The organism is Citrobacter rodentium NBRC 105723 = DSM 16636 (assembly GCF_021278985.1).
GTDB classification, from domain to species: domain Bacteria; phylum Pseudomonadota; class Gammaproteobacteria; order Enterobacterales; family Enterobacteriaceae; genus Citrobacter_A; species Citrobacter_A rodentium.
This window is the reverse complement of the sequence record NZ_CP082833.1, coordinates 2,767,777-2,791,512: the sequence shown is the minus strand read 5'-3', so window position 1 is coordinate 2,791,512 and position 23,736 is coordinate 2,767,777. Positions and strand designations below refer to the sequence as shown.

The window sequence follows — 23,736 nt, the reverse complement described above, 5'->3', positions numbered from 1 at the left end:
TCACGACAACACAATGTTGAGGTGACGGACGACCATGACGCATTCAACCACATCCACTCCGCACGATGCGGTATTTAAAAAGCTGATTTCCAGTCCTGAAGTGGCGCGGGACTTTCTCAACATCCATCTTCCCACGCCATTGCGCGAATTGTGCGATTTAACAACGCTCAGGCTGGAAGCCACCACGTTTATCGAACAGGAGCTCCGCGCATATTATTCTGACGTCGTGTGGTCGCTGAAAACAAAAGAAGGCGAAGGCTATATCTATTGCGTTATTGAACATCAGAGCACTGCCGTGCCGCACATGGCCTTTCGGCTCATGCGCTATGCCACCGCCGCAATGCAACATCATCTGGATGCCGGGCATAAAACGCTGCCGCTGGTGATCCCGATGCTGTTTTACCACGGCGTGCAAAGCCCGTATCCCTGGTCGCTAAACTGGCTGGACGAATTTGATAATCCGCAGCTGGCGCGGCAGCTCTATACGGAGGCCTTTCCGCTGGTGGACATAACGGTGGTGCCTGATGACGAAATCATGCAACACCAGCGCGTTGCTCTGCTTGAGCTTATGCAAAAGCATATCCGGGATCGCGATCTGATGGGTCTGGTTGACCGGCTGGTGACGCTGTTAGTTACCGGTATTGCTAATGACAGCCAGCTGCAAACGCTGTTTAATTATCTGGTGCAGTACGGCGATGCGATGCGCTTTAGCGATTTTATCCGTGAGGTCGCCGAACGTTCCCCCCATCATAAGGAGAGACTGATGACAATTGCAGAACGACTGCGGCAGGAAGGCCACCGTCATGGATTGCAGGAGGGGCTGCAAAAAGGCCTGCAGCAAGGATTACGCGAAGGTAAGCAAACAGGCACCCGAGAAGAGGCGCTGCGCATTGCGCGAATGATGATCGAGAAAGGGATCGAACGTGATTTGGTGCTGACCATCACCGGTATCTCTGTTGATGAGGTCATAGCCAGCCACCACTGATGCCGTAAGCAGGCCGGATAAGCGAAGCGTCGCCATCCGGCACGTTTACTCAGTAGCTACTTTTTACCGGGGTCGCTGAGCTGACAGCTTTAAACATCGCCAGCCGGCGATCCAGCGCCTCGGTATAAAGCATGGTGTCGACGCCAACGGCGACGAAATTGGCTCCCCACTGCAGGCATTTTTGCGCCATAGCCGGGTCAACCGCGAGAAATCCCGCCGCTTTACCGGCGGCGCGTATGCGCCGGAGGCTCTCCTGAATGATTCGCTGCACTTCCGGATGCCCGGCGTTATCGGGGTAGCCCAGGGAAGCCGACAGATCCGCAGGCCCGATAAACACGCCGTCAATGCCTTCCACGTCGAGAATCGCATCAAGGTTATCCAGCGCGGTTTTGCTTTCGACCTGCACCAGCAGGCACAACGATTCATTGGCCTGCGCCATATAGTTATCAATGCGTCCCCAGCGCGCCGCCCGGGCGACGCTGGCCCCCACGCCGCGCTCGCCCAGCGGCGGGTAGCGAGTGGCAGCCACTACCTGACGCGCCTGCTCTGCGGTATCGACCATCGGGATCAGCAGCGTCTGCGCCCCGATATCCAGTACCTGCTTAATCAGCGCTTTCGTCCCCTCGACGGGACGAATGACCGGCTGGCTGGCATAGGGGGCGATGGCCTGCAATTGATGATACAGATCCTGCACGGTATTCGGCGCATGTTCGCCGTCGATGAGCAGCCAGTCATAACCCGAAGTAGCGGCGATTTCCGCCATATAGGAGGTCGTCGAGCTCAACCACAGCCCGATCTGAACCTCTCCTTTTCGCAGTCCTTCTTTAAAAGGGTTTGCTAACAATGCGTTCATAATGATCCTTACGACATGGATTAACTTATTGATGCGCAGCATCCGGCTGTGACGCGGTACGGTTCACGCTGAGGGTGAAAATAATTAACGCGCCGATGATGGCGACCCCGGCCAGGGTCAACAGACCTGCGGCGTCGCTGGCAAACAGGGTTTCGGCCTTCACGCGCAGGATCGGGGCGATAAAACCGCCCACCGCGCCGAACAGGTTAACAAAGCCGATCCCCGCCGCCAGCGCCGTCCCGGACAGCAGCTGCGTCGGCATGGTCCAGAACACCGGCTGCACGGCAATAAAGCCCACCGCCGCGACGCAAAGCGCCAGAATTGCCAGCACCGGCGAAACCAGGCCGGAAAGCCCGATGCCGATCCCTGCCGCCAGCAGCGTCAGCGCTGCGACATTCCGTCGGTCGCCGGTACGGTCGGAATAGCGTGGGATAAGCCAGGTGCCAAACAGCGCGGCAACCCACGGAATGGCGGTAACCACCGAGGCGGTAAAGCCGACTTTCGTTCCCAGCAGCGCCGCCACCTGCGTCGGCAGGAAGAAGATCAGGCCATACACCGCGACCTGGATCGTCAGATAGATAATCGCCAGCTGCCAGACGCGTCCGTTACGCAGGGCATCGCTCAGTTTTGAGGTCACCTTTTTCTCTTCCTCACTCGCCAGCTGGCTTATCAGCGCGGCCTTTTCCCCGTCGCTGAGGAAACGTGCCTGCTGCGGCGTATCATCCAGCCAGAAGAAGGTGAATACCCCTGCCGCCACCGCCAGCAACCCTTCGATAACGAACATCCAGAACCAGCCAGGATGACCGAGGAAACCGTGCATTTCCAGCAGCGCGCCGGAGAGCGGCGAGCCCAGCGTCAGCGCCAGCGGTGCCCCCATATAAAACAGCCCCATAATGCTGGCGCGGGTGCGCTGGGGGAACCATTGCGAGGTGAGATAGATCATGCCGGGGAAGAATCCGGCTTCCGCCGCCCCCAGCAGGGTGCGGATAATCAGGAATTTTGCTTCGGTATCGGCCCAGGCCATCGCTGCGGAAAGAAAGCCCCACAGCAGCGTCGTCGCGCCAATCCAGGTTCTCGCCCCCAGTTTGCGCATCAGCAGGTTGGCGGGCACGCCGAGGAAGGCGTAAACCACAAAGAAAATCCCCGCGCCGAGCGCATAGGCCTCATTACTCAGGCCGGTATCAATCTGATAGGTCTCTTTGGCGAAGCCGATGTTCGACCGGTCCAGAAACGCCAGCACGTACAGCGTCAGCATAAACGGGATCAAACGCGCGCGGTTTTTCTTCACCACGCCGTCAAGTAAAGCAGTACTCATAGCAAGTTCCTCAACATGGAGGGCGTTGCCGTCTGTACGGCAACGCGCAGGTCGTTAGTGGCTATAAGGGCGTTTCAGGTTGCAGTCGCGGTTAAGCTCGACGCCGAAACCGGGTTTATCCAGCACGGATTTGTGAATGCGACCATTCACCGGCACCGGCTCATCGAGCAGAATCGGGTCGAACTGCGGACGCAGCGTTGAGCAGTCCGGGCTGGTCATCAGGAATTCACTGAACGGCGTGTTGGTGAAGGTGATCACCGCATGGTGCGAATAGACCGATGAGCCGTGCGGCACCACCAGCTGTCCACGCGCTTTGGCGATCGCGGCAATTTCGACCAACGTGGTCAGGCCGCCGCACCAGCCGACGTCCGGCTGCATAATATCGATGCCGGTTTCCGACAGCGTACGGAAAGATTGCAGCGTGCCGTGGTGCTCGCCGCTGGTAACCATCATGCCCGCTGGCGCATTGCGCTTCAGCTCGCGGTAACCTTCGTACTGCTGCGGCGGCAAGCACTCTTCAATCCATTTCAGATTGTATGGCGCGCAGGCGTGGGCCAGCTTAGTCGCATAGTTCACATCCTGGCTCATCCAGCAGTCGAGCATCAGCCAGAAGTCCGGGCCGCATTTCTCGCGCATATCGGCGACCATTGCAGCATCTTTGCGGATCCCCGCATCGCCGTCATGCGGTCCCCAGTGGGTCGGCATTTTGCCGCCGATGAAGCCCATCTCTTTCGCCAGATCCGGACGCGCGCCGGTGGCATAGAACTGAATTTCATCGCGCACCGCGCCGCCAAGAAGCTTATACACCGGCAGACCCACCACTTTGCCGAACAGATCCCACAGCGCCAGATCCACGCAGGAGATGGTGTTCATCACCAGACCGCCGGAGCCGGAGTAGTACATTGTCGCGCCCAGCATCTGATCGTGAATCAGTTTGATATCGCTGACGCATTTGCCTTCGATAAAGCGATTAAGATGCTTCTCGACAATGAAGCAGCCCATCTCGCCCGCCGTCGAGACGGCAAATCCGGTCTGGCCGTTATCCGCTTCGACTTCCACAATCAGCGTGCCCAGCACGTTGATGCCAAAGGACTGGCGCGACTGTTCGTACTGGCGGTATTTACTCATCGGCGTGGCGATATGATCGTCAATCCAGTGGTTGGCCCCCTGGTCATGATAATCGCCGCCGCCTGCGCCTTTTTCCGCCGTAGCGCCGCCGGTAAACCAGGCGCGAACATGTTTAATTTTGGGTAAGGTCATGAGGTTCTCCATTTATGATGCGAGTGAATCGAAGGGACTTTTCCATCCCAGCAGACGTGAAATATCTTTCGCGCAGGCAATCGCCTTTCCGGCCAGATAATCACGGTTCTCATCGTTGATTTGTAAGCGGGTGCCAACCACCGAGATCGCGGCGGCAGGTTCATTGCTGGCGTTAAATACGGGGGCAGCGACGCAGCGGACGTCCGGATAATCTTCGCCGTTGTCAAAGCTCCATCCGCGCTGACGGATGCGCTCCAGTTCATCGCTTAACCGTTGCGGATCGGTAATGGTGGTCGGCGTCGCCTTTTCCCATACCAGTTGCTCAATAATGGCCTTACGCATGGACGCAGGCTGCCAGGCCAGCAGACATTTGCCGATGCCGGAGCGATAGAGCGAAAGGCTTTTGCCTTCGTGCGAACGGACGCTGATGGTGGAAGAGGATTCCACTTTCAGGATGTAGTAGGCGCTTTGGTGATCGAAAATCCCCAGATGGCAGAGCAGCCCGGTCTCATCCATCAGCTGCGTCAGACGGGGACGCGCCAGTTCGCGCAGATCCATTTTGCTGAGCGCGTGTCCTGACAGCTCCACCAGTTTCGTCCACAAACAGAAATTCTCCTGGTGATCGACGCTGATGAAGCGCTGGCGCTTTAGCTCATTGAGCAGCAGATAAGCGGTGCTTTTCGGAATGCCCAGCGTTTCAATGATTGTCGCCGCGCTGCACGGACCGATGCGGGCGATTAAATTGAGAATATCAATAGCGCGGGTGAGCGCCGGAACTTTGCTTGATTCCAACATACTGGACTCCAGTCTGAGATACTGGAATCAGTGTGCGAGGTTCGGCAGTGAAAATTTGTGAAGCACATCAAAAGGCGTTTCTCTTCCAGAGGACTGGAAGAATCAGGCGAAGAAGTGTGAACGTGCGCACGGATTTTCTGGCGAGGAGTACAGCGGGCTGGACAGCCTGCAGGTAAATGCCGGATGGCGGCTACGCCTTATCCGGCCTACCGGGCTGGGCAGCCAACAGAAAAAAATGCCGGATAGAGGCTGCGCCTTATCCGGCCTATAAAATTTTTTTTCGCTGCCGCGCAGGCGCCATTACAGCGTTAACGACTCCACCACCTCAATCCAGCCGTGTTCTGTGGCGATATCCTGATGATTGAGCCAGCGGCGCAGCATATTCAGCGCCATCATTGCGCAGACCTCCTGACGTATCTGCAGGCTGTGGCGCGTGACGCTGAAATGAACGCGTAGCGCAAAGGTGCCGTCCGGGGTTGCCAGCGCGAAATTAAGGTGCTCGTTTTCCAGCCCGGACACCGCCAGCGCCAGCCCGGCGTAATGATTGCCGCGCCGCTCATTGGTCCAGTGCGCGGTCTGCGCCAGCGTTTCTTCCTGGGAAGGCACCACTTCACTGGCCAGCAGCGGCGCGCCTGCCCGGGAAAGTTGCAACGCCAGCAGCCCCGCGGTGTATTGCTCGCTAAGCGTCAGACTGAGCTGTCTGTTTTGCAACTCGCGGGCGATCTGCACAGGCAATCCCTCAGTACCTTCAAAAATCATGCTTTGCCCGGCGACGCGTTTCACCTCCTGCCACAACGTGTGCATGGCATCGCGCTGCGCATACGGGCCGGTCAGCTTCAGTTCGATAATCGGCATAGAGGAACGATAGCCGAGGGTCACGCCTGCGGGCAGCGTAAGTGCGTCGAGGCTCTGGGCCAGATCGCTTTCCGAACGGCCAAAAGTGGTCAGCCGCAGGCAAAGCGGCGCCTCGGTCAGCGAAAACCGCTCGCGCAGCCGCGGCAGAATTTCATGCTCAACCATCACCTTAAATTCTGACGGCACGCCGGGGGTAAAGAACATCAGACAGCGGTTAAGCTGCACCGCAAACCCACAGGCGGTGCCGACGGGGTTATTGATAAACTCAGCGCTGGCCGGCAGTTCCGCCTGTTTACGGTTGCTGGGAGCCATCACCCGGCCACGCTCGCGGAAAAACCGCTCCATCTCAGCCAGCCACGGCTCATGCAGCACCAGTCCTTCCCCTTTCGCCGTCGCTGCGGCCAGCGCGCTCAGGTCGTCGCTGGTCGGCCCCAGCCCGCCGTTGACAATCAGTACGTCAGCCTGCTGGCTGCGCTCGCGCAAAACGGCCACCAGATCGTCGAGGTTATCCCCCACCGTATTCCGGCGCGTTAACGGTAAACCCTGATTAAAGAAAAAATCGGCCAGCCAGGCGGCGTTAGTGTCGACGATTTGCCCATGCAACACCTCATCCCCGGTGGATAACATTTCCACTTTTAACATCGTGTACTCCCGCATTTGTGATGTAAACACTATAACGCAAAGGAGAAAGCGGTGTGGCAGGAAAAACAGAACGGAAACGGCGCGACGGAACATCGCGCCGGAGGGATCAGAAGCTGGCGTTAACCCCAATGTACGGGCCGTCGGCAATCGCGTTATCGCGGTTGCCGTCTTTACCCGCCAGGTTCAGATAGCGGTAGCCCGCCTCAATGCTCAGCGGACGCAGTAGCGTCAGACGCGCGCCGGCGTTGGCTTCTTCATAGCTGTCGATGCCGCTGGACAGCGAGTCAGGCGAGTAATAGTACTCGCCAAACAGGCGGAAGCTGTCGCCAATCGGCCACTGCAGGCCGCCGCCGACCGCTGCCGCATAGCCTTCATCGCCATCCTGCGGATTGGTGTAAATCCCTTTGCCGCCGACCGTCGCCAGCAGCGGGCCGACCGGAAGATTCAGCCCCAGTCCCAGCCCCGCGGCATCGCCGTCGTCATCGTTGTGCATCCAGTTACCGCTCAGCGCCAGGCCGGAAGATTCAGTGCCAAATCCAACGCCAACGTTCGTATACTCTTCGCCCGCCTGGCCGCTGATGCTTATCGCATTCACGGTCGCAGAGACAAACAGCAATCCAGCCACGCCTGATAACAGAATTTTTTTCATTTTTTACCCTTTCCAGCAAGCAAATATGCAAATCGCCCCAAAACTGCCGGATTGTACTGGCATAAGCGCAGGAATCAAGGCGCGAAAAAAGCGATACGCGCGGGTTTTGTAACTAAATAATACCCCTGCGCCGGGGGAAAAGCGTAGCGAAATGCGTTTAGCCATTAGGGTCTTGCCTGGGATCAATTTTTTATTTATCAATCTTCCTTACATTAATTTCCGCTGTTGAACGGAAATTATTCCTTTTTTGTTGTGTTGCCTGACAACACTTTTTGAATGGCTACTATACCTCTGCATCAAGGAACATTATCGTGCGTCAAAGGACTATTGTTTGCCCCTTAATTCAGAATAATGGAAGTTATCTGCTGTGTCAGATGGCCGACGACCGCGGCGTTTTCCCGGGACAATGGGCGCTGTCGGGCGGCGGCGTCGAGCCGGGAGAGCTTATTGAAGACGCCCTGCGTCGTGAAATTCGTGAAGAACTGGGCGATGAGTTAATTCTGACAGATATCAAACCCTGGACCTTCGGCGATGATATTCGCACCAAAATCTACCCGGACGGTAGTCAGGAAGAGATCTATATGATCTACCTGATTTTCGACTGTATTGCCGCCAATCGTGAAGTGCATATCAATGAAGAGTTTCAGGCGTTTGCCTGGGTCAGAGCGGAAGATTTGCCGAAATATGATTTGAACGTTGCGACGCGAAAAACGTTGAGCCTGAAGGGGTTACTTTAGCGGGCATGACAGCCAACGCGGCTGTCTTAATAGTGCGTTACCAGCTGGCCATCTAAATAGAGTTTGTCCTGGTCGGCATGCATCACTAATGCATCCAGATAACCGGGATCGTATTTGACGCCACGCATGTTTTTCGCCAGCCACGTCAGACAATGATTATGCGTAAATACCACCACATTTTCTCCTGGCGCCTTTGCTACGAGGCGCGAGATCGCGCTTTTTGTTCCCCGGCCACAGTCGCGCATGGCGTTATCAACGGTCAATTTTTTACCCGCAGAAAACCACGTCGCCGACTGGATAGTGCGTACAGCAGGGCTGGCATATAAGGCGTAATTCTTAATCTGCATACCGAACATCTCCCCACGTTTGCGCGCCTCATGCGCGCCGTATTCGGTAATACCGGTTTTATCCGCCAGGCATGGCCCATCGGAACGATCGCAGCGTTCCGCATGCCGAAATAAAACGATAACGGGATGTCGGGCAGACAGCGCGGCGAGCGTGCGGATATCAATGCGGGGTAAGCCGTTACTGCTCCAGGCGACCTGACAGCTTACGCCCGTCAGAGTAATCAGGCTTGCCGCAAGAATAACGATATATTTACGGAAGCGGGCAAGAGAGCGGGAAAAGGCCAATACAATAAACTCCAGCGAAAGCGGCGAATAACGCTGTCGAACGATATACATTCGATATCTCAGCAGACATGACGGAATAGCAAAATGCCCTAAAATAAAGGCAAAAGCAAAGAATAATTAGGCTGAAAAGTTTATTTTTATCACCGCGAAATTTCTTAAGGTTATATTAATATTAGACCTGTAATATGGCTGAAGGACGTACTGTATGGAATTAATTAAATAATGAATTTAAGTATTAATGGAGTTAATTATTAGCGGCTAAAGGGGGAGAAATAATTCTCCCCTGAACGTTTAGCGCGCCGGAGAAACCCGCTGCACCCAGTCGATAAGCGCCCGGCGGGAAATTTTGATGCCGCCGTTTTTCAGTTCAGCAGGCAACGCCAGCCAGCGCACTGGCTGCTGAAAACGCGCCAGTTTATCCCGCACCCATTCGCTGAGATCGTCCGCCTCCTCCCTGCGGGTATATTCCACCACCGCCACGGGGCGGTGACCGAATTCCGCGTCCTCTACGGGCACGATAAACACCTGCTGCACCTGCGGATGTGTCGCGATCACCCGCTCCACCTCCTCCGGCTGAATGCCCTCCCCCCCGCTAAAGAAAAGGTTATCCAGACGTCCGATAATGCTCAGTTTCCCGTCGCGCAACACGCCGCGATCGCGGGTGGCGAACCAGCCCTCATCATTGACCAGCGGCATCAGCCTGCCGTTTCGCCAGTAGCCTGCCGCCATGCTGGCGGCGCGCAGCCAGACCTCATCAGCAACGATTTTGACTTCGCGCCCCGGTAAGGGCGCGCCGACGTCCGCCAGCCCGTCTGCCTCTTTCGCACACACGGTGGAGGCAAATTCCGTCAGGCCATAGCCGCACCAGCAGCGAATGCCCAGCGAGCGCGCCTGTTCCGTCAGCGCCACCGGAATCGCCGCGCCGCCAAGCAGCACCGCCTTCAGGGAAACGGAGGCCGGATTAGCCAGCAGGCGCCACAGCTGGGTCGGCACCAGCGACGCGTGCGTGCATCCGGCCAGCATCTGCTCCAGCGGCTGTTTCTCGCGTACGGTCATCCGTGCGCCGGCAAAGAGCCAGCGCCACAGAATCCCCTGTCCGGAGACGTGGAACAGCGGCAGGGAGAGCAGCCAGTCATCGTCGCAGGTAAAAGGCATCAGCGACAGAACGCCTTCGGCGCTGGCGAGATGCGCCTGACAGGTATGCACCGCGGCCTTCGGCAGTCCGGTTGAACCAGAGGTTAACGTCATTGAACTCAGACGCTGCGGCAGCCAGCCCGCGCTATGCTCACCGGCCTGCTCGCGCATCGTCAGCGTTGTCAGTAGAGGAAAGGCATCGCCGCCTGCCATATCCAGGGCAAACTGCAGGGTTAAATCCGGTAACAGCGTCGCCAATAGCAACCGCGGGAGCTGCGGATTAATCGGCAGGATCCTGGCCCCGCACTGTAATAACGCCAGCCAGACCAGCAGCGTTTGCGGATGATTCCACGCGCGCAGCATCACGCCGCTGCCTTCGCTGACGCCCTGCGCGGCAAAACCGCTCGCCAGCGCGTCAATACGCTGACAGAGCGTTTGCCAGCTAAGTGACTCATCATTGAGACGCAGGGCTGGCGCATCGCCTCTTACCTGCCGCCAGTAACGCCACGGCCAGTCAGGAAAGATCATCGCAGCCGTTCCAGCGCATCAACATCAACGCACGGCAGCGCGCTGCCCGGCCAGCGGCGGATCTGCTGCGCCTGCATCAGACTCAGGGTATCCAGCCCCGGAATCGTCTGCGGAGTCAGCCACGCGGCAATCCGCGCCAGTTGGGTCAGACCCAGACTCGACTCAATGGACGAACTGATCACCGCCGTCAGTCCCAGCGCATATGCGCTCTCAACCTGCTGGCGCACCTTGTCCAGCGAGCCGGTCAACGTCGGTTTGATCACCACCGCGCTGACGCCCTCTTCCGCCACAAAGGCGAAGTCGGTTTCGCGCAGACTTTCGTCCCAGGCGATGGCGATGCCGGTTTCACGGGCAAAAGCGCGGGAGTCCTCGCGGGTTTTACACGGTTCTTCCAGAAACGCGATACGGGCACGGTAGTCGGGATTAACGTACTTCGCGAACTGCTGCGCTTTCAGCGGCGTCCAGGCGCGGTTGGCGTCCAGCCGCAGACGCAGTTCCGGTATCGCCTCCAGCAGCAGGTTAACCACCATGCCGTCGCGTACCGCTTCATACAGGCCGACCTTCACCTTTGCCACCTTTTCATCCGGCATATCGGCCAGTTGCAGCACCAGATCGTCCGGGTCGCCGGTACACAGCGGCGCGGCGCGATAGTCCGCCACCTCCGGCAGTACCCCGGCCAGTTCCGCTAACGCGCAGCTGGCGCCAAAGGCCACCGACGGCATTTCCGCCAGCGTATCGCGCCCCTGTAGCCAGCCATCAACCCAGGCCAGCAGCGCGGCCTGCGCCTCGTCAACCGTTTCATGGCTGAAGCCGGGCAGCGGGGAGATCTCTCCCCACCCTTCGCGTTCACCGTCGCGCAGACGGACATACAGCCCGTCGCGGGTTTTTAACCGCCGTTCGCGCAGAACCACCCCCGCGTCCATGGGGATCTGCCAGCGGTATACCTGCGCGCTACGCATTACGGATTCCGTTTAAATTTGCTGAAGTCAGGCTGACGTTTCTGGTTAAAAGCGTTGCGGCCCTCCTGTCCTTCTTCCGTCATGTAGAACAGCATGGTGGCGTTACCGGCCAGCTCCTGCAGCCCGGCCTGACCGTCACAGTCGGCGTTTAACGCCGCTTTCAGGCAGCGCAGCGCCATCGGGCTGTTTTGCAGCATTTCACGGCACCAGCGGACGGTCTCTTTTTCCAGATCGGCCAGCGGCACCACTGTGTTGACCAGCCCCATATCCAGCGCCTGCTGCGCGTCGTACTGACGGCACAGGAACCAGATTTCACGCGCTTTCTTCTGCCCGACGATACGCGCCATATAAGATGCGCCCCAGCCGCCGTCGAAAGAGCCGACTTTCGGGCCGGTCTGACCGAAAATAGCGTTTTCCGCCGCGATAGTCAGGTCGCACATCATATGCAGCACGTGACCGCCGCCGATGGAGTAACCGGCAACCATCGCCACCACCGGTTTCGGGCAGGTACGGATCTGGCGCTGGAAATCCAGCACGTTGAGGTGATGCACGCCGGAATCGTCCTGATAGCCGCCGTAGTCGCCGCGTACCTTCTGGTCGCCGCCGGCGCAGAAGGCTTTTTCGCCTTCGCCGGTCAGGATAATCACGCCGACATTATCGTCATAGCGGGCATCCGCCAGCGCCTGAATCATCTCTTTGACGGTCAAAGGACGGAAAGCGTTGCGCACCTGCGGACGGTTAATGGTGATTTTTGCAATACCATCGGTGGATTTCTCATAGCGAATGTCCGTATAGCCTTCGGAGCAGTCGTGCCATTCAACCGGTGCGTAAAGCATTGTTTCATCAGGATAGATCATAGTGTGTCCTATAGTCAGAGACGCAGAATCTGCGCCAGACAATCCACCACGCCTGCGGGATTTTCCCGATGCGCGTTATGTCCGGCATTACGAATCACATGGCGGGTCGCCGCTAATTCCGCCGCCAGGGCGAGAAATTTGCTGTCGCGTTCACCACATAAATAATAAAACGGAAAAGCGCGGGCGTTGAGCGCCGCGCGTAAATCAGGCTGAAGCGCAAGCGAAGTGGCTTCGAGCATCGCCGCCAGCGTTTCGCCGTTATTCTGGCTGCGCAGGGCCACCAGCGCCGCGCGTTGCGGCGCGCTGAGCGAAGCGAACACCGGCTGCTGATACCAGTCGCGGAACACCTCGGGCAGCGCCTGCTGGCGAAAGCGCTGCGCCCAGCGGCCATCGGAGCGCTGTCGCGCCTCGCGTTCGGCGTCGCTTTGCAGCCCCGGATGCCCGCCTTCCACCACCAGGCCGCAAAGGCCGGGCATCCCCTGGCAGGCCGCCACCATCGCCACCCTGCCGCCGAGAGAGTAACCCACCAGCCAGTAGTTAAGTATGTTGTAACTAATTAAAGTCCTGCACAGCAATTCAACCACCTGCGCAAATCCGCTTACCCGAATCTCAGCGGAACCCCCGTGGCCGGGAAGGTCGACATACAGACGGGAAAACCCCGTCAGCCGCTCGCCGACCGCCTGCCATTCCCGACAGTCGCCGGAAAAGCCATGCAAAAAAACCAGCCAGGGGGCGCCTGGCTGGGCGTGTTTCGCCTGCGCGTGCAGGATCATAGATGGCTTACCTGCGCCAGTAGCTGTTGCAGGGTATGCGCGCCATCCGTGTCATTCACCACCACTTCAATGACCGTCGCCGCAGGCGTTCGCCACGCGCCGCTCAGCGCCGCCTCCAGCTCATCCCAGCTTTCCGGGCGGTGATACTTCAGCTCGAACATCGCGGCGGCATGGGCGAAATGGACGTTTTGCGGCATCAGATAAAAACGTTCGCGTTCGCTTTTTGGCGTCGGCAGCAGCGAGAAAATCTGCCCGCCGTTATTATTCACCACAATCAGCACAAACGGCGCGGATACCTGCCGCAGCAGGGCCAGCGCGTTCAGGTCGTACAGCGCCGACAGATCGCCGACAATCGCCAGCGTCGATTTCGCGCTCGCCCGCTGCACGCCAGCGGCGGTAGACAATAAGCCGTCAATCCCGCTCGCCCCGCGATTGCTGTACACCGGATATCCGGCCGGAAGCTGCGATAGCGCGTCAATCAGGCGCACCACCAGGCTGTTGCCCACGAACAGCTGCCCCTGTTCGGGCAGATAGTCGCGGATCCGGTGCGCCAGCTGCGCTTCGCCAAACGTCTCACGGCGCGCCGTCACCGCCTGCCAGGCCTGCTCAGCCAGCCGCGGGATATCCACGCACCAGGGCTTACGTTTTTCCGCAGGATGCAGTTCCAGCCAGTCGCCGATGCTGGCGACCAGCCGACGTCCGCGATGGTGAGCCGGATCCAGTCGGCCTTCGATATTATCGACAATCCAGTACTCGTCCGGCGTGCAGGTCGCCTGCCATTGCAGTAAGCGCTTGCCGGTCAGGCTGCTGCCAAGCTGTACGACAATCTGCGCCTGTTGCAGTTCGCTCACCGCCTTCGCGTTGCCAAGCCAGAGGTCGGCGCAGGGCAGCGGTTGCCCGGTTTGCGACAGTACGTCGCCAATCAGCGGCCAGCCGAGGGTCTGCGCCCACTGTGCAACCTTTTTCCCCTCTTCCGCGCTCATGCGCCCGGCAACCACCACGCCGCGCTTTTGCCGCCAGAAGAACCAGTCGCGCTGCTTGTCGCTCTCCAGCCGACGCGCCTCTCGCAGCCAGGGTTTGTCATCCTGCCACCAGTCGCCGAGGCGCTGCTGCCACGCCAGCCCGGTGTCGTCCATATCGCCATACAGCGGTTCGGCAAAAGGGCAGTTGATATGTACTGCCCCGGCATGCAGCGACGCCAGCGCGTTGTCGATGGTCGATACCAGCCAGCTTGCCGGAATATCCTGCGTCGGACGCGGCAGCGAAAGAGTTTGCGAAGGGTGGGAGGCAAACATACCGGTCTGGCGAATCGCCTGGTTCGCTCCGCAGTCAATCAGCTCCGGGGGACGATCGGCGGTCAGTAACACCAGTTTTTCACCGGTCAGTCCGGCTTCAATCAGCGCCGGATAGAGGTTCGCCACCGCCGTACCGGAAGTGACAATCACCGCAACCGGCTGTTTGCTTACCTTCGCCAGCCCAAGCGCCAGATGCCCAAGCCCGCGCTCATCAAAATGGGTGTGGTGAATAAATGCGGCGTTCTCCGCCGCCGCCAGCGTGAGCGGTGTGGAACGCGAGCCAGGGGCAATGCAGACATGTCTGACGCCGTGGCGGGTTAATGCTTCCAGAATGACCGCCGCCCAGCGTCGGTTAAATGCGCTTACTGACATGAGTTTGTCCGGTATCAATATTGCGACTCAGTATAAAGACTGGAAAATATGGATTATTGATATGAATCGGGTATAGATGACTCATTATCCATCCATCTGTAACAAAGATCGCAGTCCCGCTGCTTTATTATCGATTTCCTGCCACTCCTGTTCGGGATCAGAACCGCGAACGATGCCCGCCCCGGCATACAGCCTGACCACATTGTCGGTAATTTTCGCCGAACGCAGTGAGACGCAAAACTCACTTTGCTGTATGGACAAGTACCCTGCCGACCCGGCATACCATTCCCGCTCAAACGGTTCATGCTGATGGATGAAGTTTTTCGCCCGATCGCGGGGGATCCCGGCGACGGCGGCGGTCGGCTGCAGCTGCATTAAACAGAGCGCATCGTCAGGCTGGTTCAGCGCCGTCCAGATGCAGCGCCGCAGATGCTGCACTTTTCTGAGCCTTAACACCTGCGGCGGCAGCACGTCCAGCATCTGCGTGTGATGTTGCAGGCGCTGACAGATATCCTCCACCACCAGCATATTCTCGCGCTGATTCTTGTCATCTTTCATCAGCCACTCGCCCAGTTGCCAGGCTTTGTAGTCGTCGGGATGATTGGCCACCGTACCGGCCAGCGCCTCGGTGCGCAGCGCGGTATCACGCCGCCGCCAGAGCCGCTCGGGAGAAGAGCCGAGAAAGGCGCTGTTGGCGGAAAAGGCCATAAAGAAATGGTAACAGTTCAGGTTCAGACGGCGGCTTGCGGCCATCATCGCCGCGGCATTCACCGGGCGGGAAAAATGCAGGTCGCTGGCGCGCGCCAGCACTACTTTGTCGAACCCGTCGGCGGCAATCGTGTCCGTCGCCTTGCGGATCAGGCTGATCCAGCCCGCTTTTTCCGGCCAGCGCCGTTCGGCGGTTAAGGTCAGACGCAGCGTGGAGAGGGGCTTCACGCCCGCCAGCGAGGTCAGGAAGGTCAGCGCCCGTTCCGTATCCTCACGCAGCGATACCGCACTGCACAAATGCAGACGCAGCGTCGCCACTCCCGCGCAGCGCCGCCACTCCAGACGCGGCAAAAACAGGAAGCCCTGCCGCGGATCGAAGGCGTTCAGCCCCCAGATGCGCAGGTCGGTTTGCTGTGGATGTTGATGCAGAAAACGTTGCGCCTCGTCGAGAGAAGAAAAACGGCATACGGCGCCCAGCACGGCGGCCTCTTCATCGCCGTTGCGCTGCTGCCAGTAAAATTGCGGATAGACGGGCTGGCTCGCCAGCCAGCTTAACGCATCGAAGGCGTCGTTAAGGGGGAAAGGCACATCGATAACGCGAATGCCCGGCCGGGCGGAGATCTCCTGCGTCAACAGACGCGTCAGACTCTCCAGCGCAGCAGTGAATGAATACACGCGGACCTCTCCCTGTTAAAAACCTCACATTATACGGGGTACTACAGAAAAAATGCAGTACCCCAGTTTAGGGAGGAACAGCGATCCCGGTAATGGGTTAACGTCGCGCCAGCAGCAGCCCCAGCACCATTCCCACTGCCGCGCCCATGCCAATCCCCTGCCACGGTTTTTCATGCACATAGTCATCTGCACGATAAGCCGCCTGTTTGGCGCGATAGTAGTAGCTATCCGAGGCGTGGCTGACGCGATTTTTAACATCTTCCAACGCCTTTTCCGCGCGCGCTTTAAGCTCAATATATTTTTGATCGGCAGGATCGCCCGAGGAGCGCAGCACTTCTTCCAGCGTCTCGCTCAGCAACGTCAGGTCGTCATCAATACGTGAATCACCAAACTGATAAGACATTCTCGTTCTCCATTTTAGTAATACCTGTTCCTAACTATAGACAACGTCGCGGATTTACGCCTGAATTGCCTCACGCGCCATACCGATATGCGCAATGCCGTCTTCATCATAGACGTCGGTAACCGGCACAAAGCCAAAGCCCGCGTAGAAGTTTTGCAGATGCGCCTGCGCGCCAAGATACAGCGCCTTCTCCGGCCAGTGCTGCTGGCAGGCGGCGAGCGCCCTGGTCATTAACTGTTGGCCGAGCTTTTGCCCGCGCAGCGCTTCGCTGACGATCACCCGACCTATCACCACCGGCTCCCGATCGTTCTCACTTTTCAGAATCCTCGCATACGCCACCAGCTCATCGCCATGCCAGCCAAGAATGTGGCGGTTTTCCCCTTGCAGATCGTCGCCGTCAACGTCGAGATAGGGACAGTTCTGTTCGACAACGAACACCGCACAGCGCAGTTGCAGCAGCGCGTAGAGCTGAGGAACCGTTAATTGTGAATGATGCAGATCTTGCCAGTTAATCATCGCGCCCTCCTTTTGCCCAAACGATTTATACTAGCCAGATTATTTTGAAAAAGTGTAATGAAATAATGGAATTTATCTTTTTAGGTACCTCGGCAGGCGTCCCGACCCGCGCGCGCAACGTCAGCGCGATGTTGCTGCATCTGCTCCATCCGACGCAGCCGGCGCTGTGGCTGTTTGACTGCGGCGAAGGCACCCAGCAGCAGATGCTGAATACGGCGTTTCATCCCGGCAAGCTTGAGCGCATTTTTATCAGTCATCTGCATGGCGATCACCTGTTCGGTCTGCCGGGCCTGCTGTGCAGCCGGTCAATGGCGGGCAATCCGCATCCGCTGACAATTTATGGTCCGAAAGGTCTTCGGGAGTTCACCGAAACTGCCCTGCGGCTCAGCGGTTCCTAGACCGACTATCCGCTGGATATTATTGAAATCTCCGCCGGTGAAATCGTTGATGACGGGCTGCGAAAGGTCACCGCCTATCCGCTTGAACACCCGCTGGAATGCTATGGCTACCGGGTGGAGGAACATGCAAAACCCGGCGCGCTCGACGCCAGCGCGTTAAAAGCCGCAGGGGTGAAGCCCGGCCCCTGGTTCCAGGATCTGAAAGCCGGTAAAACCGTCACGCTGGAGGATGGCCGGGAGATCAACGGCGCCGACTATCTCGCTCCGCCAACGCCCGGCAAGGCCGCAGCGATTTTTGGCGACACCGCCCCCTGTACCGGCGCGCTTGCGCTGGCGAAAGGCGTGGACGTGATGATCCACGAAACCACGCTGGATGCGTCGATGGAAGAAAAAGCCAACAGCCGCGGTCACAGTTCCACCCGCCAGGCGGCGATGCTGGCGCGCGAGGCGGGGGTCGGAAAACTGATCGTCACCCACATCAGTTCGCGCTATGACGAAGCAGGCTGCCAGCGGCTGCTTGAGGAGTGTCGGGCAATTTTCCCGGCCTGCGAACTGGCCGACGATTTCGCCGTTTTCACGCTTTAACGCTCCACTTTTTGTCCACCGTGCCGATAACCCTGAAAAGGCAGTATTCACACTGAGGACAGAATGGACAATTTCCAGAAAGATATTGATGACAGGGCTAATCTGACCCTGTCCAACCGCTTTGAACTGCTGCTGTTCCGCCTGGGCACGTCCCTGCACGAACAAAAGTCTGAGCTGTTCGGCATTAACGTATTTAAGCTACGGGAAATTGTGCCGATGCCAGCGTTTACCCGGCCGGCCGGCATGAAGGCGCCGCTGCTGGGAATGGTGAATATTCGCGACCAGGTCATTCCGGTCATCGATCTTCCCGCCGTCGCTGGCTGTAAAGCGGAAAATGGCCTCAATATTCTGCTGATCACCGAATATGCCCGCAGCGTGCAGGCCTTCGCCGTCGAGTCGGTCGAGAACATTATGCGTCTGGACTGGCAGCAGGTGCATACCGCCGAGAAGGCGGTGAACGGGCGCTACATCACCAGCATCGCCTGTCTGGATGAAGACAAAGAAACCAACAATCTGGCGCTGGTGCTGGACGTCGAACAGATCCTCTATGACATCGTGCCGTCGAGCCACGATCTGCGCGCCACCGCGCTGAAGACCAGTAAGTTTCATATTACTCCCGGCGCGGTCGCCATCGTTGCGGAAGATTCTCGCGTGGCCCGCGCGATGCTGGAAAAAGGGCTGAACGCAATGGACATTCCACACCAGATGCACGTCACCGGTAAAGACGCCTGGGAAAAAATCCTGCTTCTGGCAAAAGAGGCTGAAGCGGAAGGTAAAGCCATCAGCGAGAAAATCGCGCTGGTCCTCACCGACCTGGAAATGCCGGAAATGGACGGTTTCACCCTCACCCGAAAAATCAAAACCGACGAACGGCTGAAAAAAATTCCGGTCGTGATCCACTCCTCTCTCTCCGGCAGCGCCAATGAGGACCACGTGCGCAAAGTGAAAGCCGACGGCTACGTGGCGAAATTTGAGATCAATGAACTGTCGTCGGTGATTCAGGAAGTTATGGAGCGTGCAGTGCAGAAAATCGACGGGCCGCTGGTAAGCAGGCAGTTGTTGAATTAAGGGGGAAGAGATATAAAAACCACCCCGAATGCCGGATGACGCTTCGCTTATCCGGCCTACAGCCTCCCCCAGGTTGGATAAGGCGTTTACGCCGCCATCCGGCAAATGTCTTCAGCTATGCCAACAACAAAAAACCCGCCGAAGCGTAACACCGATCGGTTAAGCAAAATGATCGGTTGAACGATCCAGTGGGTAGGTGACAATAGCCTCATCAATTTTCTGATGGGGCTTTTTTATGCTTTCGACCTGGCTTGACGATACCCAGACCTGGGCTGAACCCGCTTCACTTTCCTGTTTTCAGCGTGCCATTCCCCTTGAGTGGATTTCTCAGGTCCTTGATTCCACCAATAAAGCCAGTATCCGTAAACGTAAGCTCCCCGCAGAACTCGTGGTCTGGCTGATTGTGGGCATGGGCCTGTATCGCGACCGCTCCATCACGGACGTTGTGACAAAACTCGATCTCGTCCTGAGTTCACAGGAAGGCGAGACTCTCGCCGCCAGCTCTGTTGCCCGGGCCCGTCAGAGACTCAGTGATGAACCGCTCCGGGAGCTCTTCACCCTGACGGCCAGCCACTGGACGCAGCAGGAAGACAAGGATGACCTCTGGTACGGGCTGCGCCTGTTTGCCGTTGATGGCACGCTTTTTCGTACTCCCGATACGCCCGAACTTGCTGAGCATTTTGAGTACATAAAGCATCGTCCGGACAGACACACCGAGTACCCGATGGTCAGGCTGTGCGCCATGATGTCACTGCGCAGCAGATTGATTCACGGCGTAAAATTCGGCCCGGCAAACACCGGAGAAGTCAGTTACGCGAAGCAGTTATCGCCGCAGGCGAAGAGCCTGACCCTGTTTGACCGATGTTATCTGTCCGCAGAGTTACTGATTAACTGGCAGCGCAGGCAGCAGGAAGCGCACTGGCTGGTTCCCCTGAAGGGCAATACAAAATACCGCATAGTTGAAACCTTCGCCGGAGGAGACCATCTGGTGGAGATGCAGGTCTCACCGCAGGCCCGCAAACAGGACAGTTCGCTGCCAGAAAACTGGCAGGCCCGGCTAATAGAATATGAAGATGAATCAGGCGATTACAAAGGTTTTATCACCTCTCTGACAGAGCCGGGGCAGTATCCGGCAGAGGCGCTGCGTTATGTATATCAGGAACGATGGAGCATAGAAAATGGTTATGGAGAACTGAAACAGTTCCAGCTGAGCACAGCCACGCTGTTGCGCAGTCAGAAAGTGAGCGGGATTTACCAGGAAATATGGGGCCTGCTGACGGCCTATAATCTGATACGGATGGAGATGAGTCAGATAGCACGGGAAGCAAAAGTGCCGCCGCTGCGGATAAGCTTCGTGATGGCGATGAGACTAATCCAGGATGAACTTATCTGGTGCTCACTGGGTAAACCGGGGACGATCCCAACGAAGCTAAAGAAAATGCGGGAGAATGTGAAGCAATTTATCCTGCCAGAAAAGAGAAAACGGCCCAAAAAGAGGACCGTCAGAATCTCAAAAACCCAGTATCCCGTTCACTCAAAACATCTTAAGTGAACGGTGTTACGCCGAAGCGGGTTTTTTTTATGGCTGCGCTGCGTTTACATCAGCGGCATCGCCAGCTGCACAATGCTGATCAGCGGCTGCGGCCAGACGCCGAGCACCAGCACCAGCAGTGCGGAGATCAGCACCACGATGCCGCCCGCGCTGTACTGCCAGTTCGTCGGCGCATCGCGGTTGAGCTGCTGCGGCGCGCTCAGGTACAGGCTGACCGCCACGCGCAGGTAGTAGTACAAGCCAATCGCGGAACCCACCACCACGGCGGCAACCAGCCACCACAGGCTCGCCTGCACACCGACCGCCAGCACGTAGAATTTACCGATAAAGCCCAGCGTCATCGGGATACCCGCCAGCGACAGCATCATTACCGTCATCACCGCGGCGAGGATTGGGCGATGCCAGAACAGGCCGCGGTAAGAGAACAGCGATTCGGCATCCGGCCCGCGGTACGGGCTGGACATCAGGCTGACCACGCCGAAGGCGCCGAGGCTGCTGAACAGATAACCGGCCAGGTAGACGCCTACCGCTTCCATCGACATCTCGCCGCTTTGCAGAGCAATCAGCGCCACCAGCAGATAGCCGAGGTGAGAGATGGAGGAGTAACCGAGCAGACGTTTGATATTGGTCTGACTCAGCGCCATCAGGTTACCGAAGATGATCGAGGCAAAGGCGATCACGCCCAGCACCACGCGCACGGCTTCGCTGTCGCCCACCGGCGCGTAGAGGAACAGACGCATCACCACGCCGAAGATAGCGATTTTGCTCGCCGTCGCCAGGAAGGTGGAGACCGGGGCTGGCGCGCCCTGGTAGACGTCCGGCGTCCACAGGTGGAAAGGCACCAGAGAGAGTTTAAAGCCGAGACCGACAATCATCATGCCGAAGCCCGCCAGCAGTAGCGGCTCGTGCAGCATACCGTCGCCGAGGCTCTTACCGAGGGCGACGAACGCCAGGTTGCCGGACTGGGCGTACACCAGCGCCATCCCGAACAGCAGGAACGACGAGGCCGCGGCGGACAGAATGGTGTATTTGATACTGGCTTCCAGCGAGCGCTTCTGGCGGAAGGCGTAGCCGACCAGACCAAACAGCGGTAGGGAGATCAGTTCAATGCCGAGGAACAGCGCCGCCAGATGGTTGGCGTTCGCCAGCAGGATCCCGCCCAGCGCGGCAATCAGCACCAGCAGGTAGAACTCTTCCCGGTTGTCGTCGTAGCCTTCCAGCCACGGATAGGCAAAAGTGCAGGTCGCGAGGCTTGCCAGCAGAACCAGCCCGGTGTAAAGCATAGCGAAACCATCAACCCGCATCAGCGGAGTGACGTCCATCGCGCCCGCCTGGCCAACAAACCAGAGCGAAACCAGCGCAGCGTTAAGCCCAATAACCGACAGCGTGGCATTGAGGAAGTGATTGCGTCGCCACGCAATGGAGAGCATCACAACCACCACCGTCAAGCCGACGATCAGCAGCGGTAGCAGCGCAATCAGGTGTTGTGGAGTTATTGTCATGGCGATTTACGGCCTTGTAGTAGAAACGGAATTAACAAACCACTGCTGGATGTTGCTCATCGCGGAATGCGAGGTATCCAGAATCGGCTGCGGATAGAAGCCAAGCAGTACCAGAAGCACGACCAGCAACAGGATGATAAACAGCTCACGCAGCGACATCCCTGCCAGTTCCTGATTCGCAATCTGGCTTTTCGCCTTACCGAAGTAAGCGCGATGCAGCATCGCCAGCGAGTAGACGGACGCGAATACCAGACCAAAGGTCGAGATGACGGTAATCACCGGCACGATCTGGTAGCTGCCGAACAGGATCATAAATTCGCCGACGAAGTTACCGGTGCCCGGCATCCCGAGCGTCGCCACCGCGAAGAACATCGACAGCGCGGGCAGCCATTTCATTTTGCCCCACAGTCCGCCCATCATACGCATATCGCGGGTATGCAGGCGTTCGTACAGCTGGCCGCAGAGGATGAACAGACCCGCTGCCGACAGACCGTGAGCGATCATCTGAATCACCGCCCCCTGGTACGCCAGCTGGCTGCCGGTGTAGATGGCAATCAGCACGAAGCCCATGTGGGAAACGGAGGTGTAGGCAATCAGACGCTTGATGTCGTACTGGGTAAACGCCATCCACGCGCCGTAGAAGATGCCGATCACGCCAAGCCACATGGCGATGGGCGCAAACTCCGCCGACGCGTTGGGGAACAGCGGCAGGGAGAAGCGCAGCAGGCCGTAGGCCGCGGTCTTCAGCAGGATGCCCGCGAGGTCAACGGAACCCGCAGTCGGCGCCTGTGAGTGGGCGTCAGGCAGCCAGCCGTGCAGCGGAACCACCGGCATTTTCACCGCGAAGGCGATGAAGAAGCCCAGCATCAGCAGATATTCCACGCCGTGAGACATCGGCGTTTTCAGCAGATCTTCGTAGTTGAAGGTCCAGACGCCGGTCGCGTTATGGTGAACAAACACCAGCGCCAGAATAGCAATCAACATCACCAGACCGCTCGCCTGGGTATAGATGAAGAACTTGGTGGCCGCCGTGATACGCGTTTTACCGTCGGACGCCTTATGGCCCCACAGCGCGATCAGGAAGTACATCGGCACCAGCATCATTTCCCAGAAGAAGAAGAACAGGAACATGTCGATGGCAAGGAACACGCCGATAACGCCGCCCAGGATCCACATCAGGTTCAGGTGGAAAAAGCCCTGATATTTTTCGATTTCCCGCCAGGAACAGAGCACCGCCAGAACGCCGAGCAGTCCGGTCAACACCACCATCAGCAGCGACAGACCGTCAATAGCCAGATGGATAGAGATGCCAAAGCGCGGGATCCACTCTATTTGGTATTCAGACTGCCACTGCGGAATGCCCTCAGTTTGCGTCAGTGAATAACCGCCCTGTAGCCACAGTTGCAGGCCAAGCGCGAGCGTCAGTCCCATGGTGATCAGCGCGATCCAGCGCGGCACCTTCACGCCAAAGCGTTCGGTCTGCCAGCACAGAAACCCACCAATGAAGGGAATCAATATTAGCCAGGGTAGTAACATGGCGATCTTTATTCCTTGTTAAAGTCCGATTAAGGACCTGATTTTCAACGAATTTCAACAATTCTTTTGGGCCATATCGGATGGTGCTTCGCTTATCCGACCTACTGTTTCGTAGGCCCGGTAAGCATAGCGCCACCGGGCAGGCCCATACG

General features: G+C 57.9%; 21 protein-coding genes and 1 pseudogene. 5 read left to right on the top strand and 17 right to left on the bottom strand.

Going from position 1 to position 23,736, the window contains the following annotated elements; all coding sequences use genetic code 11:
• Positions 1–34 precede the first annotated feature (34 nt).
• Positions 35–985, top strand: coding sequence for an Rpn family recombination-promoting nuclease/putative transposase (locus tag K7R23_RS13200; protein ID WP_012906821.1), 951 nt, complete (start codon positions 35–37; stop codon positions 983–985).
• A gap of 49 nt (positions 986–1,034) precedes the next feature.
• On the opposite strand, the gene yfaU is transcribed toward K7R23_RS13200, so the two are convergent.
• The 6 genes from yfaU to K7R23_RS13170 form a co-directional block, all read right to left on the bottom strand.
• Positions 1,035–1,838 (bottom strand): 2-keto-3-deoxy-L-rhamnonate aldolase, encoded by an 804-nt coding sequence (yfaU, locus tag K7R23_RS13195; RefSeq protein ID WP_012906822.1) that lies wholly within the window; start codon positions 1,836–1,838, stop codon positions 1,035–1,037.
• Positions 1,839–1,863: 25 nt separating this feature from the next.
• Complete coding sequence (locus K7R23_RS13190) at positions 1,864–3,153, bottom strand: MFS transporter (protein WP_012906823.1); 1,290 nt, start codon at positions 3,151–3,153, stop codon at positions 1,864–1,866.
• 54 nt (positions 3,154–3,207) lie between these two features.
• Positions 3,208–4,413, bottom strand: a complete 1,206-nt coding sequence (gene rhmD, locus K7R23_RS13185) for an L-rhamnonate dehydratase (RefSeq protein WP_024132801.1) — start codon at positions 4,411–4,413, stop codon at positions 3,208–3,210.
• 12 nt (positions 4,414–4,425) lie between these two features.
• Positions 4,426–5,208 (bottom strand): IclR family transcriptional regulator, encoded by a 783-nt coding sequence (locus K7R23_RS13180; RefSeq protein WP_012906825.1) that lies wholly within the window; start codon positions 5,206–5,208, stop codon positions 4,426–4,428.
• A 300-nt stretch (positions 5,209–5,508) separates the two neighbouring features.
• Complete coding sequence (locus K7R23_RS13175; RefSeq protein ID WP_012906826.1) at positions 5,509–6,705, bottom strand: nicotinamide mononucleotide deamidase-related protein YfaY; 1,197 nt, start codon at positions 6,703–6,705, stop codon at positions 5,509–5,511.
• A gap of 106 nt (positions 6,706–6,811) precedes the next feature.
• Positions 6,812–7,354, bottom strand: coding sequence for a YfaZ family protein (locus K7R23_RS13170; RefSeq protein WP_012906827.1), 543 nt, complete (start codon positions 7,352–7,354; stop codon positions 6,812–6,814).
• 311 nt (positions 7,355–7,665) lie between these two features.
• Between K7R23_RS13170 and nudI the strand changes: the two genes are divergently transcribed.
• Positions 7,666–8,091 (top strand): nucleoside triphosphatase NudI, encoded by a 426-nt coding sequence (gene nudI, locus K7R23_RS13165; RefSeq protein WP_012906829.1) that lies wholly within the window; start codon positions 7,666–7,668, stop codon positions 8,089–8,091.
• 26 nt (positions 8,092–8,117) lie between these two features.
• Here nudI and pmrG read toward each other — a convergent pair whose 3' ends face one another.
• The 9 genes from pmrG to K7R23_RS13120 all read right to left on the bottom strand — a co-directional run bounded on the left by pmrG (position 8,118) and on the right by K7R23_RS13120 (position 16,943).
• Complete coding sequence (gene pmrG, locus K7R23_RS13160; protein WP_012906830.1) at positions 8,118–8,774, bottom strand: lipopolysaccharide core heptose(II)-phosphate phosphatase PmrG; 657 nt, start codon at positions 8,772–8,774, stop codon at positions 8,118–8,120.
• Positions 8,775–9,014: 240 nt separating this feature from the next.
• Positions 9,015–10,385 (bottom strand): o-succinylbenzoate--CoA ligase, encoded by a 1,371-nt coding sequence (menE, locus tag K7R23_RS13155; protein ID WP_012906831.1) that lies wholly within the window; start codon positions 10,383–10,385, stop codon positions 9,015–9,017.
• Positions 10,382–11,344 (bottom strand): o-succinylbenzoate synthase, encoded by a 963-nt coding sequence (gene menC, locus K7R23_RS13150; protein ID WP_012906832.1) that lies wholly within the window; start codon positions 11,342–11,344, stop codon positions 10,382–10,384. Before menC ends, menE begins: the two co-directional genes overlap by 4 nt.
• Positions 11,344–12,201, bottom strand: a complete 858-nt coding sequence (gene menB / locus K7R23_RS13145) for a 1,4-dihydroxy-2-naphthoyl-CoA synthase (RefSeq protein ID WP_012906833.1) — start codon at positions 12,199–12,201, stop codon at positions 11,344–11,346. Before menB ends, menC begins: the two co-directional genes overlap by 1 nt.
• Positions 12,202–12,215: 14 nt before the next feature.
• The gene (gene menH / locus K7R23_RS13140) at positions 12,216–12,974 is read right to left on the bottom strand and encodes a 2-succinyl-6-hydroxy-2,4-cyclohexadiene-1-carboxylate synthase (protein WP_012906834.1); all 759 of its coding nucleotides are present in this window, start codon (positions 12,972–12,974) and stop codon (positions 12,216–12,218) included.
• A complete protein-coding gene (gene menD / locus K7R23_RS13135) occupies positions 12,971–14,641 on the bottom strand; it encodes a 2-succinyl-5-enolpyruvyl-6-hydroxy-3-cyclohexene-1-carboxylic-acid synthase (RefSeq protein ID WP_012906835.1) in 1,671 nt (556 codons plus the stop codon). The genes menH and menD overlap by 4 nt, the downstream gene beginning before the upstream one ends.
• 84 nt (positions 14,642–14,725) lie before the next feature.
• Positions 14,726–16,024, bottom strand: coding sequence for an isochorismate synthase MenF (gene menF / locus K7R23_RS13130; RefSeq protein ID WP_012906836.1), 1,299 nt, complete (start codon positions 16,022–16,024; stop codon positions 14,726–14,728).
• A 97-nt stretch (positions 16,025–16,121) separates the two neighbouring features.
• Positions 16,122–16,427, bottom strand: a complete 306-nt coding sequence (gene elaB / locus K7R23_RS13125) for a stress response protein ElaB (RefSeq protein ID WP_012906837.1) — start codon at positions 16,425–16,427, stop codon at positions 16,122–16,124.
• 54 nt (positions 16,428–16,481) lie between these two features.
• Positions 16,482–16,943 carry a GNAT family N-acetyltransferase gene (locus tag K7R23_RS13120; protein WP_012906838.1) on the bottom strand — a complete coding sequence of 154 codons (462 nt, stop codon included), beginning with the start codon at positions 16,941–16,943 and terminating at the stop codon, positions 16,482–16,484.
• Positions 16,944–17,008: 65 nt separating this feature from the next.
• Here K7R23_RS13120 and rbn point away from each other — a divergent pair.
• The 3 genes and pseudogenes from rbn (at position 17,009) to K7R23_RS13105 (ending at position 20,546) form a co-directional block, all read left to right on the top strand.
• A pseudogene (gene rbn / locus K7R23_RS13115) lies at positions 17,009–17,926 on the top strand (ribonuclease BN).
• Between the two features lie 63 nt (positions 17,927–17,989).
• The gene (locus K7R23_RS13110) at positions 17,990–18,994 is read left to right on the top strand and encodes a chemotaxis protein (protein ID WP_012906839.1); all 1,005 of its coding nucleotides are present in this window, start codon (positions 17,990–17,992) and stop codon (positions 18,992–18,994) included.
• 235 nt (positions 18,995–19,229) lie between these two features.
• Positions 19,230–20,546: an IS4-like element ISCro6 family transposase gene (locus K7R23_RS13105; protein WP_012906840.1), complete on the top strand. Its 1,317-nt coding sequence runs from the start codon at positions 19,230–19,232 to the stop codon at positions 20,544–20,546.
• A 44-nt stretch (positions 20,547–20,590) separates the two neighbouring features.
• Here K7R23_RS13105 and nuoN read toward each other — a convergent pair whose 3' ends face one another.
• Positions 20,591–22,048 (bottom strand): NADH-quinone oxidoreductase subunit NuoN, encoded by a 1,458-nt coding sequence (gene nuoN / locus K7R23_RS13100; protein WP_012906841.1) that lies wholly within the window; start codon positions 22,046–22,048, stop codon positions 20,591–20,593.
• Between the two features lie 6 nt (positions 22,049–22,054).
• Positions 22,055–23,584: an NADH-quinone oxidoreductase subunit M gene (gene nuoM, locus K7R23_RS13095; protein WP_012906842.1), complete on the bottom strand. Its 1,530-nt coding sequence runs from the start codon at positions 23,582–23,584 to the stop codon at positions 22,055–22,057.
• Between the last annotated feature and the right edge of the window lie 152 nt (positions 23,585–23,736).